This window comes from Granulicella sp. dw_53 (assembly GCF_018449545.1).
Taxonomy (GTDB): domain Bacteria; phylum Acidobacteriota; class Terriglobia; order Terriglobales; family Acidobacteriaceae; genus Edaphobacter.
This window is the reverse complement of record NZ_JAAVUR010000007.1, coordinates 85453-101994: the sequence shown is the minus strand read 5'-3', so window position 1 is coordinate 101994 and position 16542 is coordinate 85453. Positions and strand designations below refer to the sequence as shown.

The 16542-nt window shown below is 61.1% G+C and carries 10 protein-coding genes; 8 read left to right on the top strand and 2 right to left on the bottom strand.

The window, feature by feature from the left end; all coding sequences use genetic code 11:
- Positions 1 to 107: 107 nt before the first annotated feature.
- Together HB393_RS12405 and HB393_RS12400 are read right to left on the bottom strand one after the other, a co-directional pair.
- Positions 108 to 3026, bottom strand: coding sequence for a TonB-dependent receptor (locus HB393_RS12405; RefSeq protein ID WP_213805499.1), 2919 nt, complete (start codon positions 3024 to 3026; stop codon positions 108 to 110).
- A 184-nt stretch (positions 3027 to 3210) separates the two neighbouring features.
- On the bottom strand, positions 3211 to 4452 hold the full coding sequence (locus tag HB393_RS12400) for an ROK family transcriptional regulator (protein ID WP_213805498.1): 1242 nt from the start codon (positions 4450 to 4452) through the stop codon (positions 3211 to 3213).
- Between the two features lie 173 nt (positions 4453 to 4625).
- Between HB393_RS12400 and HB393_RS12395 the strand changes: the two genes are divergently transcribed.
- The 8 genes from HB393_RS12395 to HB393_RS12360 all read left to right on the top strand — a co-directional run bounded on the left by HB393_RS12395 (position 4626) and on the right by HB393_RS12360 (position 16220).
- Positions 4626 to 7478 carry a PIG-L family deacetylase gene (locus tag HB393_RS12395; protein WP_213805497.1) on the top strand — a complete coding sequence of 951 codons (2853 nt, stop codon included), beginning with the start codon at positions 4626 to 4628 and terminating at the stop codon, positions 7476 to 7478.
- A 98-nt stretch (positions 7479 to 7576) separates the two neighbouring features.
- Complete coding sequence (locus HB393_RS12390) at positions 7577 to 8701, top strand: SIS domain-containing protein (RefSeq protein ID WP_213805496.1); 1125 nt, start codon at positions 7577 to 7579, stop codon at positions 8699 to 8701.
- A 410-nt stretch (positions 8702 to 9111) separates the two neighbouring features.
- Entirely contained in the window at positions 9112 to 9315 is a 204-nt protein-coding gene (locus tag HB393_RS12385) for a helix-turn-helix domain-containing protein (protein ID WP_213805495.1), read from the top strand.
- On the top strand, positions 9252 to 9698 hold the full coding sequence (locus HB393_RS12380) for an IS30 family transposase (RefSeq protein ID WP_345945191.1): 447 nt from the start codon (positions 9252 to 9254) through the stop codon (positions 9696 to 9698). Before HB393_RS12385 ends, HB393_RS12380 begins: the two co-directional genes overlap by 64 nt.
- A 256-nt stretch (positions 9699 to 9954) precedes the next feature.
- Entirely contained in the window at positions 9955 to 11568 is a 1614-nt protein-coding gene (locus tag HB393_RS12375; RefSeq protein ID WP_213805494.1) for a VWA domain-containing protein, read from the top strand.
- 147 nt (positions 11569 to 11715) lie between these two features.
- Positions 11716 to 12882, top strand: a complete 1167-nt coding sequence (locus HB393_RS12370; RefSeq protein ID WP_213805493.1) for a hypothetical protein — start codon at positions 11716 to 11718, stop codon at positions 12880 to 12882.
- Between the two features lie 289 nt (positions 12883 to 13171).
- Positions 13172 to 13516: a PadR family transcriptional regulator gene (locus HB393_RS12365; protein ID WP_213805492.1), complete on the top strand. Its 345-nt coding sequence runs from the start codon at positions 13172 to 13174 to the stop codon at positions 13514 to 13516.
- A gap of 10 nt (positions 13517 to 13526) precedes the next feature.
- Entirely contained in the window at positions 13527 to 16220 is a 2694-nt protein-coding gene (locus HB393_RS12360; RefSeq protein ID WP_213805491.1) for an ABC transporter permease, read from the top strand.
- Positions 16221 to 16542 lie beyond the last annotated feature (322 nt).

Sequence of the window (16542 nt, the reverse complement as noted above, 5' to 3'; positions counted from 1 at the left end):
CCTAAATCATTCCTGTTGAATCGCTACCAAACTCACCCAAAGGGGCGTGAATCAAATCGATCCACGCCCCGCTCAGGCCAAAGACAAACTTGCTATTGAGGCTACTCCTACCAGCGCGCTGCGACACCCCACTGAACGATACGCGCTTCCAATACCGAACTGCGCACGACCACGGGAGCACTGTTTGGGGTACCGGCGGTGCTGGCATTGGTGACCACACCGTTTGTAATAACCAGAGGAACCACAGATTGTGTCGTTGCGATACCTGTGACATTGGTGTGGTTGAAGATGTTATTCGCTTCCAGAAAGAACGATGTCGAGAGGCGATCGAACAGTTTGGGGAATGTACGGGTGAACCGGCCATCGATCTGATAGACACTCGGAGAGCGAACCGTATCGCGTCCTACGCCGATAGGACGTGTAACAGCCGCAACAGACGAATCGCCATTGACCGATACTCCGGTCAAAATGCTGGCTTGATCGCCCGACATTACATTCGCCAGGAGCGCCACCATATTGTGATTGACGACCTCGTTCACTACGTGATTTTGCAACGAGAATGTCGGCTCAATCACAGCAGTCATGTTGAACGAATGCGGATGGTTGACGATGCTGTTGCCTCGGTCGCGCTGGCGGTTCGAGGTGTCCTCGATGGCGATACTTTGCTCGAACGAATTCACATCAGGCGCATCAGAAATCGAATGCGAGTAGGTGTAGTTCGCATTCCACTGAAGGCCTCGCGCCAGGGAGTGCGTGTAGTTGAATACCAGCGCATTGAAACTCGAGTTCGCACCCGACTCTAACTGGTTGATCTGGTTGAACCGTGGATCCAACCGGGTCGTCGAGTTCACCGTCGAGTTGTAAACCGGGCGTCCGTCTGACAGCGTGGCGATTGGGTTGATGGGATTGATATTGCGGAGGAACTGAAGGTTCCGTCCGCTCGCCATGACATAGCCCAGCGTCATCGCATCATGCCGCCCCAACTCTTGTTGCAACTGCATGGTCGCATTCCATGTGTATTCATTCTTGAACTTCGGCGAGACCGTGGTCACATTCTGGGCCTGCGCAGCACCCGTCGTTGAAGGAATAGCAGGGAAGGCCGGAGCGCCTGCTGGAACTGGCGTTGCCATCGTGTAAGTATAAGAACTGGTGCGATTCGAGCCGTCCAGATTCAGAGCATTGAACCATGTGTTGGTCGGGGGAGCTTGATAGAACATGCCGACTGAGCTCTTGATCACTGTCTTATCACCCACCCGGTACGACACACCAATGCGTGGCGAAAAGTTCGTATTCGGCGTATTGAAGCTGCGGGAGTTGACGAACGGCGCATTTGGATTGGCGTTCGGGCTCTTGAAGCGGTCATACCGCATTCCGTAGATCACGGTAAGGTCCCTGGTCGCCTGCCATGTGTCCTGCCCGTAAAAGCCGATGAACTGCGAGGCATAGCCGAGACCCTGCGTATCCTGCTGGCTCTGGAACTGGGTATAGGCGTATGGATTCGTACCGTTCTTCGCAGCAAGATAGTTTGCCACCGAACTAAACGTGTAGTTGTTAAAGCTCATTATCCGTTGTCGGTTCATAATTTTGGAGATGTTGAATCCGAACTTCATGGTGTGCGCTCCACGAACATAGCTGAAGTTCTCGCTACCACTGGGAACCTTGTCGTTATATTGGTCGCCACCCATGCTCGACGCCCCGATGTTCGCAGCACCGGTGATGATGATCGCTGGACCCGACGCTCTGCCAGCCGGCGAAAAATGGCTGTTGCTGCGGAAGGGCCACGAGAAGCGCAGTTCGTTGATGGCGTGGTCGTTCACCGTCGTAATCAGTTGCGCGCCGATCACATGAGCGCGGTCCAGGAAGTCCGTGCCCGTGCTGCGGGTGTTCAGTCCGCCCACCTGCGTGTTGAAGGGAAAGTCATTCTTGAAGTAGTTGTACCGTACAAAAAGTGAGTTCTTCCGATTGATGTTCCAGTCGCCGCGTCCGAGCACAAACGTTCCGTGCAGCAATCCTGGAGCCGCAGCCACTTGATCGGGAGTCAGTCCGAGAGCAGCGATGTTCGCAGGCGTAATCGTCACCGAGGCCGGCGAACCGCGCGTGATCTTCTCATAGGATCCAAAGAAGAACAGCTTATCCTTGATGATCCTTCCACCCAGGTTCGCTTCAACGTCTTCCATCTCGATATTCGTCTTTGGCAGTGCTTTATTCGCAAAGAAGGGATACGCAGTCGCATCCTGCCAACGCTGGATGTACTGGAACTTGCCATGCAGGCTGTTCGTACCGTTATTCGAAATCACGTTATAAACATTTCCTGAGGTCCAGCCGAACTCTGGGGCGAAGCTGTTCGAGACCGTCTGCACTTCCTTCACAAAGATCTCGCCAATCGGGAACAACCGTAGCCCGATGCGGTCGCTCTCCGTGTTCACCATGCCATCCATCTGGTAATTAATGCGATCCAGCAACCCGTTCGTATTAATCGTGCGCGGGATCCCCAACTCTTGATTAGGGTGGCCACTAACTCCCGGCTGAAACAGAATGAAGTTGTAAGGGTTCCGCGAAGTCAGCGGAAGATTCTGGATCTCTCGTGCATCCAGCGTACGCTGCAGGTTGAGCGTCGAAGGGTCGATGCCCGCGGTATTCGCCGTGACTTCTATCTCCGTAGTATTCGCTCCCACCGTCAACACAGGGTCCAGAGTCAGCTCCTTACCAGCGTTCAGCACGATCGACTGATAGTCCACCGACGAGAAGCCCGTCTTCTTCACCGAGATCTTGTACGTTCCCAGCGGAAGGTTCAGCAGAACGAAGTAGCCCTCTGCGTCCGTCGTCACCGTCTTGGTGTAGCCGACGTCTGTGTTTACGATTGCGATCGTCGTATCCGGCAGGGAAGCTCCGGTCGTGTCGGCTGCGCGGCCACGAATCGTTCCATTGATCGACTGCGATTGAGCATAGGCGGAGACACTGCCCGTCGCGGCCAGTGTTGCGCCCAGCAGCACGGAGAGAGCGGAGTTGCGAAGAGATGAGAGCACGGTACGGCCTCCTGGAGAGATGCGACTGCGATGGAACCTTCAGATTCGCGAAAATGATGCCACTTACTAAAACATATTTATTAAGTTCGGAGTGGCTTTGAGCGTATGGCTTCGCTACAGGGATGTCAACAGAAAAAGAATTTCAGGAGAATGACCCACCCGGCCAAGCCATGGTTAAACGAAGCTAATCGAGAATCTGCTCTTCCACGGCTGCGAGGCTTATCGACACTGCTCCAAAGAGTTGCGCCTGTGTTCCGAGGCTGCTGGAACGCAGCATCGGCTGAGCAAACTCATGACGTTGCACCAGCTTCTCCGTCCCCCGGCAGAGCTCCGGATGGGAGCCCACTCCACCGCCCAAAACCACCACATCGGGATTAAGTAGCAAAGAGATGTCCGCGATCGTATCGGCCAGGATCCCCGCCGTGTAGCGCACCAACTCACCGGCTGCACGGTCGCCCTCCGCCGCCAGATCGAAGATCTGCGTCGCCTTCAAAGCATTCAGCTGGTCAATCAATTCGCCAGCCCGCGCAGGGTCGTTTCGCTGCAGGATCTTCCGCCACTCCCCTTCGATCCCCAGGCCGCCGATCGCCTGCTCCAACTGACCTAACTCGTGCACCTTCATCGGCGGACGCTTCTTCCCGCCCACGCCGAAGTACCCGATCTCGCCCGCGTTCCACTTCGCGCCACGATGCAGCTGCCCATTGATAAAGATGCCCGCGCCCACGCCCGTTCCCATGGCGATAAAGACAAAGTTGTTCACACCGCTCGCAGCGCCACGCCAGAACTCCCCCACAGCAGCAAGGTTTGTATCGTTCTCCACCATGCAGGGAATGCCCGCCTCACGCTCCAGCAGGGCGCGAAGTGGCACATCGTCCCAACCTTCCAGATTCGGGGCGGAGAGCACCAAACCCGTATCCACATTGGTGATACCCGGCGCACCCGCGGTCAGATGGAGCACCTTCCGCACCGGCGTCCCGCTCTGGCGGCACATCGTCTTCAGCCCTTCGACCACCAGACTACAGACCCCCTCCGGGGTCTTCTGCTTCGCACTCAACATCACCGACCACTGCGTAATGACGTTCCCACCCATATCCGACAGCAGCATCCGTACGCGCGTTCCACCGATATCTGCCGCAGCCACATAGCCATGCCGCACATTGAAGCGCAGCAATCCCGGTGGCCGTCCGCCGCTCGATTCGCCATCCCCAAGCTGCTCCACCAGCCCCAAAGCCTCCAGATGAGCGATCCCGCTCGACACCGTCGGAGCGCTTAATCCCGAGTATCGAACCAGGTCCGCCTTCGAACATGGGTCGTGCTCCTGCAACAACTGCAGCAGCCCGCGAGCATTGGTCTGCCGCAGGTGCGATGGCCGCGAGGGGATGGTCCGTGGCGACGGTAAAGGCGGGAAGGAAAAGGTCTTGGGCATGCTGGCTGCGTTACTGCTCCTCTACGGTCGTCCGTGCTCAATAGTAACCCAAGTATCGTAGGAACCTTTACAAAGGCAGAGCAGCATGGTATCCATGATCATCGATTCCCACTTGTACACTTTCTGTTTCTAATTATTCCCATCTTGATTTGAAAGATTTAGGAGTCCCTTCGATGCGACTGGATGCAGCTCCCCGCACTCTCAGCTCTTCCCCCCGCTTGGCGCTCTGCCTCGCGCTCTCTGCCTCGCTCCTCTGCAACCCCGTCGCATCGCAGGCTCAGGCTCCGGTCTCCTATCCTTCAACCTTCGCCACTCCCCTTCCGGTCGACCGTGGCGCTACCGCCGTCTGGCAGAGCCTCCAGAAGCTCCACACCCGCAGCAGCCTCATCCTCATCGTGGCCCATCCCGACGACGAAGACAGCGGCATGCTCGCCTACGAGAGCCGCGACCAGGGCGTCGATACCACGCTCCTCACGCTCAATCGCGGCGAAGGCGGCCAGAACGTCATGTCCTCCGACTACTGGGATCAGCTAGGCCTCCTCCGCACTCAGGAACTCCTCGCCGCCGGCAACTACTTCGGCGTCCATCAGGCCTTCACCCGCGTCGCCGACTTCGGCTTCTCCAAATCTCTCGACGAAGCCCTCAAGACCTGGGGCCACGACCGCGTCCTCTACGACGTCGTCCGCCAGGTCCGCATCACCCGCCCCCTTGTCGTCACCTCCGTCTTCGCCGGCAACGTCTCTGACGGCCACGGCCACCACCAGACCGCGGGCGTCATGGCTCAAGAGGTCTTCAACGCTGCCGCCGATCCCAAGGTCTTCCCCGACCAGATCAAAGCCGGACTGCTCCCCTGGGCTCCGCTCAAGGTCTACGCTCGCGTGCCCTTCGCCCGCGTCACAGACAAAGGCATCTACGACTACGCCACCGGCCACTGGGAGACCCCAGTCCGCTTCAAGAACTACACCAACAACACCTGGATCGAAGGCGTTCCCTCCGCCACCCTCTCTATCCCCGAAGGCAAGTACAACGCCCTGCTCGCCCGCTCCTACCTCACCCTCGCCCGCGAAGGCCTCGCCGAGCAAAAGTCCCAGAACGGCGGCATCAGCATCCCCGCCCCACGCCCCTTCGCCTCGCCCTACCACCTCTATGCGTCGCGCGTGAACCCCACGCTCCCGCAGCATGAGGAGTCCTACTTCGACGGCATCGACACCTCGCTCCCCGCCATCGCCGACTACGCGCCCAAGGCCCAGCAGCCCGCCTGGAAGACCCGCCTCACCCAGCTCAACGCCCTCGTCGAGACCGCATCCACCGCATTCGACGCCAGCAAGCCCGAAGCGATCGCCCCCATCCTCGCCCAGGGTCTCGCCCAGACCAACACCCTCCTCACCGACCTCGCCGCCAGCAAGCTTCCCGCCGATGCCAAGTACAACATGACCCACGAACTGCTCATCAAGCAGAAGCAGTTCAACGACGCCCTCGGCCAGTCCCTCAGCCTCAGCATCCTCGCCACCATCTCCAACGGCACGCCAGGACGCGGCGGCTTCTTCGGCGAAAACAATCCGCAGCCCGGCGCTCAGACCGTCGTCCCCGGTGAGAAGTTCGCCATCAACCTCCACATCTCCGACCAGAGCACCCAACCCATCGAGATCACCTCGACGCAACTCGTCTCCCACGCCGGCGAAGGCTGGATCTTTACACCCGCCGTCCCCGCAAAGGGGACCCTCGCCGCCGGCGACGCGAAGGATCAGCTCATCTCCGCGACCGTCCCTAAAGACGCCGAGATCACCCGTCCCTACTTCATCCGCCCCAACCTGGAGCAGCCGTACTACGACATCCAGGACCCCCGCTACCTCGGCCTTCCCACCACCCTCTACCCTCTCACCGCCGAGCTCCACTACACCTTCCACGGCGTGCCCGCCCAGCTCGAGGGAGTCGTTCAGACCATGCACCGCTACGTCGGCCCCGGTCCCCTGCCCGAGCCGCTCCTCGTAGCGCCCGCCATCTCCGTCACCGTCTCGCCCCACGCCGGCGTCGTCCCCGTCACCAACACCTCCCTGCACCTGCAGGTCACCGTCCGCAGCAGCGTCGACGGCCCTGCCAAAGGAACCCTCCTCCTGAACCTTCCTCTGGGCTGGCACTCCAAGCCCCAGTCCGCTCCCTTCTCCATGGCCAGCAGCGGCGACGAAGAGGTCGTCAACTTCGACATCACGCCCACCGACGTCAAGGCTCAGCCCTACACCATCACCGCCGTCGCGGACTACGACGGTCGCCAGTACAGCCAGGGCTTCGTCACCACCGGCTACCCCGGCATCCGTCCCTACCCCTCCTATCGCAACTCCGTCTACCGGACCACCGGCGTCGACATTAAGATCGCCCCCGGCCTCAAGGTCGCCTACGTCAATGGAACCGGCGATGAGGTCGCCCGCTCCCTGCAGGACCTCGGCATCAACGTCACCTTCCTCTCTCCGCAGGACATCGCCAACGGAGATCTCTCCGCCTACGACGCCATCATCCTCGGCATCCGCTCCTACGCCGCGCGCACCGAGCTCAAGAGCTCCAACAATCGCATCCTCGAGTACGTCCACAACGGCGGCACCGTCATCGTCCAGTACCAGACCCCCGAGTACGATCACAACTACGGCCCCTATCCCATCTCCATCTCCGGCGACCCCGAAAAAGTCGTAGAAGAGGACAACAAGGTCACCCTCATCCCCAACGATCCCGTCCTCAACTTCCCCAACAAGATCACCGAAGCCGACTTCAACGGCTGGGTCGAAGAGCGCGGCCACGGCTTCGCCCGCACCTGGGCGCCCGAGTACAAGGCCCCCACCGAGATGCACGATGTCGACCAGGACCCACAGCGCGGTGGCCTGCTCTACGCCTCCTACGGCAAGGGAACCTACGTCTACCTCTCCTACGCCTTCTTCCGCCAGATGCCCGACGGAGTCCCCGGCTCCTTCCGCATCATGGCCAACCTCCTCAGCATCGGCAAAAATCCTGCCTTGCACACGGTCGCTGCCAAATAACTCCTCCACGCAAACAGCTAAACTGGGGCGAAGCGAAGTATCGCTTCGCCCCATCCGTTTGCAGAGACTCTTAATAGAAAAAAGAAGAAGAGAAGCCCATGACTACTCCCCGCATCTTCCCCCATGCCATGCTCCGCGAGATCTACGAGCAACCCAACGCCCTCGCCGAGACCCTCACCGCCTTCACCGACTCCGCCGGCCTCCGCGACGACGCCTTCCTCGCCGCCCGCCACTCCCTCGCCGGTCAGCACTCCATGCTCATCTCCGCCAGCGGCTCCAGCCGCCACGCCGGAATCGTCGGCAAGTTCCTCTTTGAAGAGCTCGCCGGCCTCCCCGTCGACGTCGAATACGCCAGCGAGTACATCTACCGCACCACCCACACACCCTCCGCCCGCTGCGTCCTCGTCATCTCGCAGTCCGGCGAGACCGCCGACACCCTCGAGGCCCTCCGCGAAGCTCGCCTCCGCGACGCCGCCACCATCGCCATCACCAACCACGCCACCTCCACCATGGCCCAGCTCGCCAACTGCTCCCTCACCACCCGCGCGGGCATAGAAAAAGCCGTCCCCGCCACCAAGAGCTTCACCACCCAGCTCCTCGTCCTGCATCTCCTCGCCCTCTTCGCCGCCCGCGCTCGTGGCCGTCTCACCAACGCCGCCGTCAACGCCCGCCTGCAACACCTACTCACCCTCCCTGACCTCGTCTCCACCTGGCTCCCAACCTGGGAGAGCGAGGTCGAGCGCGTCGCCGCCTCCATGTCCAACGCCGAGACCTGCCTCTACCTCGGCCGCAGCATCCACTTCCCCATCGCCCGCGAGGGAGCCCTCAAGCTCAAAGAGTCCGCCTACATGCAGGCCGAGGCCTACCCCACCGGCGAGCTCAAACACGGCCCCGCCGCCCTCCTCAGCGAGAACGTCCCCCTCGTCGCCCTCGCCACCCGCGACCCCCACTCGCCCGACTCCCTCTTCCGCTACGAAAAGACCGTCAACCTCCTCCGCGACATGAAGGCACAGGGCGCGGAGATCCTCGCCATCGCCACCGAAGGCGACACCACTATCCCCACCCTCGCCCGCAACACCATCTTCATCCCCGCCTGCCTCGAACACCTCGCCCCCATCTTCGAGGTCATCCCCCTCCAGATGCTCGCCTACTTCACCGCCATCAACCGCAACATCGACGTAGACCGCCCCCGCAACCTGGTCAAAGCCGTCACCCGCGAATAACCACCATCGAGCCACAACCACGAATAACCATCATTGAGCCACAACCGCGGGTGCCCCACCCTTTTGCAGTCTCACCGCAATAGGGTGGGGTATCGTGCGCAGCGCGACCGCCTTCCTTCCCTAACGCACAATCACCCGTGTAGCCCACACAATCACCCGGGCACCACACACAATCTCCGAGTGCCACACACACAGCCCTGGCGACACACACAAAACCCGGGCACCCCACAAATTTGTCATCTTGAGCGAAGCCCCTCGCAGTCTCATCGCGAGGGGCGCAGTCGAAAGACCTGCGGTTGCACTTGCAGTTGCCTGTTCTTGCAGTTGTTCTCCCCAACCCAAGCACAAAAACCCGGGTGGGCGGATTCAAAGAACAAGTGCAACATTTCCAAAAAAGGAGATGGTTGCGTATGCGTGGAAGTTATATTCATCTGGAGTTGTCTGAGCGTGCGTTGATTGAGACGCAGTTGGGGTTGGGGATGAGACCGGCAGCGATTGCTGCGGGTCTGATGCGGTCGCGTTCGACGGTGGCCTCTCCCAGGTCGGCACTCTGGTCGAACGCACCACCCTGTTCGTCGCCCTGGTCAAGCTGGACAGTAGCCGGGCCGATGTGACCGCCGAAGCCTTCACCAAAATCCTCAACCGCTTCGACAGTCAGCTGCGCCGCTCCATGACCTATGACCAGGGCTCGGAGATGAGACATCACAAGACCCTGACCAGAGAAACAGGAGTCGATGTCTACTTCGCCCACCCCCACGCCCCGTGGGAGCGAGGCATCTGCGAAAACACCAACGGCCTGCTCCGACAATACCTGCCCAAGGGTACCGACCTGTCCCTGTTCTCCCAGGAGCAACTCGACGACATCGCATGGAAACTCAACACCAGACCAAGAAAAACCCTCGCATGGAAAGCCCCAGCAGAACTCTTCCTCCCACAAGGAGCCTTCGACTTCGTGAAACACTGGTCACAGATATCCCACGTTGCGCTTGTTCCTTGAATCCGCCGTGCCCCATCCTGAGGGCGCCTGATCGCCCGATGGTTGGGGAACCACAACCATCCCACAGCCAAAACTCTTTAACACCCCAATTGCCATCCTGAGCGAAGAACCCGCACCCGCACCTGCCGTAATTCTCCCAACCCCAAAACAATCCTGCCCAAAACGGGCCACCCCCACCTCCCCCAAAAAATATTTCCACTCCCGCAGCAACACCACCTCGACCCCAGGGTTGGTAGCTGTAGACTCTCCCACAACTATGAGAAAAGATCTCGCCTGCGCACTGCTTCTGGCTTTCCTTGCCCCATCACCCTGCTTCTCGTTCTCTCAAGCGCCTGAGCCGCAGGCGCAACCCGCACCTGTGGCACAGGGCACTCAACCGTCGCCCGCCGCACAGCCGGCCCGCGGCCCCGACGGCACCCTGACCCTGCAGCGCACCGCCCGCCTCGTCGTCCTCGACGTCGTCGTCACCGACGCCAAGGGCAACATCGTGACTGACCTGAAGAAGGACGACTTCACCGTCACCGAGGCCAAAGAACCCCAGACCGTCCTCAACTTCGAGGCCGCCGGCGGCCGCACCCTCTCGCCTGAGATCAACATCAACTCCACCGCCGAGCTCGACCGCCTCGTCCCTCGCGCGCCCGTCAACATCATCCTGCTCGACGAGTTCAACACCCGCTTCGAGGACATGGCCTTCGCCCGCTACTCCCTCAAGAAGTTCCTGGAGAAGCAGCCCGACAAGCTCTCCACCCCCACCATGCTCATCGCGGTCGACCTGCAGAAGTTCACCGTCCTCCACGACTACACCCAGGACAAGAAGGCCGTCATCGACGCCCTCGACCACCACTTCGCCGCCTTCCCCTGGCAGACCCACCAGGGAGCCTGGCTCGCCGAGCGCTTCACCACCGCCTTTGCAACCCTCATGCGCGTCGCCCAGGCCACCGTAGGCCATCCCGGCCACAAGAACATGATCTGGATCGGCCGTGGCTTTCCTTCGCTCAACTTCGTCAACCTGCAGGTCGACGCCGCCTCTCGCGTGGAAAACGCCGTCCAGCAGTGCGTCAACGCGCTCCGTGACGCCCGCGTCACCCTCTACTCCGTCGATCCCGCAGGCCTCCAGGTCAACAACACCTACGGCAGCGACGCTGAGTTCATCGATCCCTTCGGCGGCAACTATCAGTTCAGCCGCCTTGCCAAAGCCACCGGAGGCAAAGCCCTCTACGGCCGCAACGACGTCGACGCCGAGATCGCCACCGGCGTCCGCGACGGATCAAGCTTCTACACCCTCACCTACCGGCCCACCAACACCAACCTCGACCCGAAGAAGTTCCGCAGAATCCAGGTCACCCTCAACCGGCCCGGCCTCACCGCCACCACCCGCGAGGGCTACTACGTCCAGACGCCCCCAGCCTTCGTCGATCCCACCAAACCCTCCCGCCGCCTCGCCTTCGACCTCATGAACGCCGAGTCCAGCACCATGACCTACGACGGCGTCCCCCTCACCCTCACCGCCTCTCCCACCAACCCCGACTCCTTCACCATCCACGTCGACGCCCGCGGCCTGGTCTGGAGCTTCGCCACCGACACCGAGCCTCGCCACGCAGACGTCATCGTCATGGCCACAACCTTCGACAAGAAGGGCAAAGAGCTCAAGCGCATCGCCAGATCCATCAAGGTCAACGCCTCCACCGACGTCCCACCCACCGGCCGCCTCGAACGTGCCGTCAATCTCGTCTTCAACCTCGATCACGACCCCAAAGCCACCCGCGCCCGCTTCGTCGTCCGAGTCACCGCCTCCGGCCGCATCGGCACCGCCGACGCCAACCTGGGCCAACAAGCCTCCAACCCCACCCCAAACTCACCAACCCCTTAACCAACAGCACCACAGAAGACAGAGATCGCAAAGCAAGAAAACAAGGAAACCCAAAAGAAAAGAAGAATCAGCTCTTATCAGCCTTTATCCCAAGAATCACCGTTACGCCGTTACGCTTCCCGTCCAGAACCAAATACACTGCTCCCAATGAGCACCCCCGCCACCATCCTCCTCCTCCTCACCGCGACCCTCGCGCCCTCCCTACGTGCGAGCGCCCAGTGGAAGATACAGGACTCCCACACCACCGCCAGCCTCCGCGGCATCCACTCCCTCGGAGCAGGCGTAGCCTGGGCCAGCGGAACCAACGGCACCGTCCTCCGCACCACCGACGACGGAGCCACATGGCAAGCCTGCACCAAACCACCCGAGGCCGAACAACTCGACCTCCGCGGCATCCACGCCTTCGACCGGAACACCGCCATCGTCATGTCCTCCGGCAAAGGAAACCTCTCCCGCCTCTACAAGACCACCGACGCCTGCAAGACCTGGCGGCTGGTCCTGTCCAACCCCGACAAAGACGGCTTCTGGGACGCGATCCGATTCGACTCCGCCTCAGTTACAAAAGCAGACTACCCACCCCACAACCCCTGCTTCGGAGTCCTCCTCGGCGATCCAGTCCACCGTCAGTTCGTCATCCTCCTCACCTACGACTGCGGCGAACACTGGGAGCGCCAACTCGGCCGATCGGGCGATATACCCCAGGGCGAGTCCATCTTCGCCGCCAGCAACTCCTCCCTCACACTCAACGGTCTCATCGACCGGATCTTCGTCACCGGAGGACCAACCGGACCCCACATTTACACCTTCTGGGTCGCCCCAAACGATACCAACACCCCCGGCCCTCTCTACGTCCTCAACGGAGCAGGCTCCCTCCACCACACCCCTCGGGGCTGGCAGGTCGATCCACTCCCCATCCACAAGACCGGCGAGAGCGCCGGAGCCTTCTCAATAGCCCACGACACCCCGGATAGCCAACACCAACAGACCGTCATCGTCGGAGGCAACTACAAGCTTCCCGACGACCCCCAGGACACAGCATGGTTCCTTGGAGACCATCAGAAGTGGCAGCCATCCGAAACCCCGCCCCACGGCTACCGCTCCTCCGTCGCCTACGACTCCGCCTCCAAAGCCTGGATCACCGTAGGCCCCAACGGCACGGACATCTCCACCGACGCCGGCCACAACTGGAAACCCCTCACCCCCACCGCCTCCGACCCACCCGACGCCGACAAAAACTGGAACGCCCTCTCCCTCCCCTTCGTCGTAGGCCCCAACGGCCGCATCGGCAAACTCCACCCCACCCCTAGCCCCTAAAGCCCAACCAAATTACGGAGCAGCACACTGCGGGTGCCCCATCCTTTTTGCAGCTTCATCGCAAATAATAGGGTGGGGTATCGTGCGAAGCACGACCGCACTCCTTATCTCAGCCTCACAAAGCCCGACCGTTTCCCCCTCCCAACCACCAAAGCCCGGGTGCCCCATCCTTCGCGTCTTTGTCTCTCGCGAAGGGTGGGATCTACGCTCTCCCCAGCCCAAAGCTCGTCTCCCCAAAAACTAAAAATACCTATTCCTAAAATAGGTATTCCAGGCTTACAATCCCCACATGGCAAAGAATCCCGAACATCGCGATCTCTTCCCCGGAGCACTCGAGGTCATGATCCTCCAATCCCTGCGGTTAAAACCCATGCACGGATACGCACTCGTAAAACACATCAAGCAAGTCTCCGAAGATCTGCTGCAGGTGGAAGAAGGCTCTCTCTACCCTGCGCTCCAGCGGATGCTCAAGGAAGGCTGGCTCGAAGCGGAGGCCGGAACCTCCACCAAGGGCCGCCCCACCCGGATCTACCGGCTTACCGACGCGGGCATCCGTCACCTCGAAAAAGAAGTCATCAGCTTCGAAAAGATGTTCGACGGCATCACCCGCGTCCTCACCGTCGCCAAAACATAGGAGACCCACCATGCCATGGTTCGCTCAGCTACTCTCACGGGGCCGCCGCTACGACGACATCTCCGTCTCGATCCAGGAGCACATCGAACACCGAGTCGACGAACTAATGGCCGACGGCAGCTCCCGCACACAAGCCGAGCGGACCGCACGGCGCGAATTCGGCAACGTCGCTCTCCTCGAGCAGCGCAGCCGCGAAGTATGGCAGTGGCCCGCACTCGAATCCATCTTGGCCGACCTGAAGTTCACCCTTCGCCGCCTGCGAAAATCACCAGGCTTTGCCGTAACCGTTCTTCTCACGCTGGCCATCGGCATCGGTGCTAACACCGCGGTCTTCAGCGTGGTCAACAGCGTCCTTCTTAAGCCGCTGCCCTACCCCGATTCAGAACAGCTCGTCGCCTTGTGGCTCAACGCCCCCGGCGCCGGAGGTCTCGCCAACTTTACCAGCGGCCTCCAACTCTCATCCTCGATGTACCTCACCTTCTCTCAGCACAATCGAACCTTCCAGTCGATGGGGATATGGACCCCAAGCACCGCCAGCGTAACCGGTGTAGCGGAACCGGAAGAGGTGCGAACCGCGATGATCAGCGACGGCATCCTCGAAACCCTGCAAGTGCCTCCCGTCGCCGGCCGTTGGCTCTCTCAAGTCGATCAGGATCCCCACGGCAGAAAGAGCGTCGTACTCAGCTACGGCTACTGGCAGCACCGCTTCGGCGGAGATCGCCGCGTCCTCGGGCGCACCATCCAGGTCGACGCGCAGTCCAGAGAGATCGTCGGCGTCATGCCCCGCGGCTTCCGGCTTGTCGATCGCGACTTCGATCTCCTCATCCCGTTGGCATTGGATCGCAGCAATCAAAAGCTCGCCGGCTTCGGCTACGATGGAATCGGCCGTCTCAAGCCCGGCATCCCACTCTCCCAGGCCGACGCCGACATCGCGCGCCTGATCCCTGCCTGGATGGACTCCTGGTCGAACGGCCCCGGCAGCAACTCGCATTTCTACGAGAGATGGCGAATCACCCCCGGCTTTCGCTCCCTGAAGCAGAAGGTCATCGGAGGAGTCGATAGCGTCCTCTGGGTCGTGATGGCGACCGTCGGACTCGTCATGCTGATCGCGTGCACAAACGTCGCCAACCTCCTGCTCGTCCGCGCCGAGTCGCGCCACCAGGAGCTCTCCATCCGATCCGCATTAGGCGCTGGCCGCATGCGCATCGCCCGCGAGTTGCTCATCGAAAGCGTCTCCCTCGGACTCATGGGCGGCATCATCGCCATAGGAATAGCCTTCGCCAGCCTGCGTCTTCTCGTCGCCATAGGCCCCACCAATCTGCCGCGCCTCAGTGAAGTCTCACTCGACGCACGCGCCCTCGGCTTCACCTTCGCTCTCTCGGTCCTCTCCGGTCTGCTCTTCGGATCCATACCGGCCCTGAGATACGCCCGAACCCAGCACGCCCCCATGATGGGAGGTGCCAACAGAACCGCCAGCGCAGGCCACGCCAGGCTTCGCTCGCGCAACGTGCTGGTCGTAGCGCAAGTGGCTATGGCGCTCGTTCTCCTGGTAAGCGCCCTGCTTATGATTCGCACCTTCGCCGCGCTCCGCAACGTCCAGCCCGGCTTCGCAGATCCCCAACACCTGCAAACCATGCGCATCTGGATTCCAGACCTGCTGGTCTCCGATCCGCAAATGGTCACGCACCTCCAGAACAACATCGCCGACAAACTCGCCGCCATTCCAGGAGTCACCTCCGTCGGCTTCGCCGGCACCGTCCCCATGCAGAACATCGATCCCAACTGGGACGAGATTCGCATAGAAGGAAAAAACTACGAAGCCGGAGAGCCGCCCCTCAGACTCTTCAACTACGTCTCGCCGTCATACTTCACCTCCATGGGCACGCGCCTCGTCGCCGGCCGCGACTTCACCTGGACAGACCTCTACGGCCTGCGGCCCAGGGTAATCGTCTCGGAGAACTTTGCGCGCGAGTCCTGGGGCTCGGCCTCCGCCGCCGTCGGCAAGCGCCTCCGCCAGTTCTCAAGCATGCCTTGGCAGGAGGTCATCGGCGTAGTCGAAGACGTACGCATGCACGGCGTCGACGAGAACGCCCCCGCCATCGTCTACTGGCCCGCGATGCTCAACGATCCATACGCGCAGAAGCCCACCATCAGCGCCCCACGCTTCGTCACATTTGCCATTCGCAGCAGCCGCGCCGGAACCGAGAGCTTCCTCAGCCAGGTGCAACAGGCCGTCTGGTCAGTCAACGGAAGCCTGCCGCTCGCCTCCGTGAACACCATGCAGGAGCTCTACAGCCAGTCGCTCGCACGCACCTCATTCACCCTCGTCATGCTGGCCATCGCCGGAACCATGGCGCTCGCCCTAAGCCTCATCGGCATCTACGGAGTCATCTCCTACACCGTCTCGCAGCGCACCCGCGAAATAGGAATCCGCCTCGCACTAGGCGCACAAAAAAGCGTCCTCCGATGGATGTTCGTTCGCTCCGCCCTCATCCTGACCGCAGTCGGCGTAGCCATCGGCCTCGGAGCAGCCGCAACCCTCACGCAACTCATGAAGAAACTACTCTTCGGCATCAGCCCCCTCGACCCCCTGACCTTCGTCGCCGTACCACTCATCCTCGCAACCGCAGCCACACTGGCAAGCTACCTGCCCGCCCGCCGCGCCGCCGGAGTAGATCCAGTCGAAGCCCTAAGATCCGAATAACCACCCATCGAGCCACAACCGCGGGTGCCCCATCCTTTTTGCAGCTTCATCGCAAATAGGGTGGGGTATCGTGCGAAGCACGACCGCCTTCCTTTCCCAATCACCAAAGCCCCGGTGCCCCATCCTTCGCGGCTTTGCCTCTAGCGAAAGGTGGGAACCACAACCCTTACCCGGCCACAAAACGAAGCAGCACAATCCGGGTGCCTTACCCTATTGCAGTTTCACCGCAATAGGGTAAGGCATCGTGCGAAAGCCCAACCGCACTCCTCTCCCAAACCCACAGTCCCACAAAACCCCAAACCTCCCACGTACACCAACCATT

Bases quoted from the DNA above. Each gene is read 5' to 3' on its own strand.
- HB393_RS12370 (WP_213805493.1), top strand. From the start codon at position 11,716: ATGAGCACCCCCGCCACCATCCTCCTCCTCCTCACCGCGACCCTCGCG.
- HB393_RS12400 (WP_213805498.1), bottom strand. From the start codon at position 4,452: ATGCCCAAGACCTTTTCCTTCCCGCCTTTACCGTCGCCACGGACCATC.
- HB393_RS12390 (WP_213805496.1), top strand. From the start codon at position 7,577: ATGACTACTCCCCGCATCTTCCCCCATGCCATGCTCCGCGAGATCTAC.
- HB393_RS12385 (WP_213805495.1), top strand. From the start codon at position 9,112: ATGCGTGGAAGTTATATTCATCTGGAGTTGTCTGAGCGTGCGTTGATT.
- HB393_RS12360 (WP_213805491.1), top strand. From the start codon at position 13,527: ATGCCATGGTTCGCTCAGCTACTCTCACGGGGCCGCCGCTACGACGAC.
- HB393_RS12375 (WP_213805494.1), top strand. From the start codon at position 9,955: ATGAGAAAAGATCTCGCCTGCGCACTGCTTCTGGCTTTCCTTGCCCCA.
- HB393_RS12365 (WP_213805492.1), top strand. From the start codon at position 13,172: ATGGCAAAGAATCCCGAACATCGCGATCTCTTCCCCGGAGCACTCGAG.
- HB393_RS12395 (WP_213805497.1), top strand. From the start codon at position 4,626: ATGCGACTGGATGCAGCTCCCCGCACTCTCAGCTCTTCCCCCCGCTTG.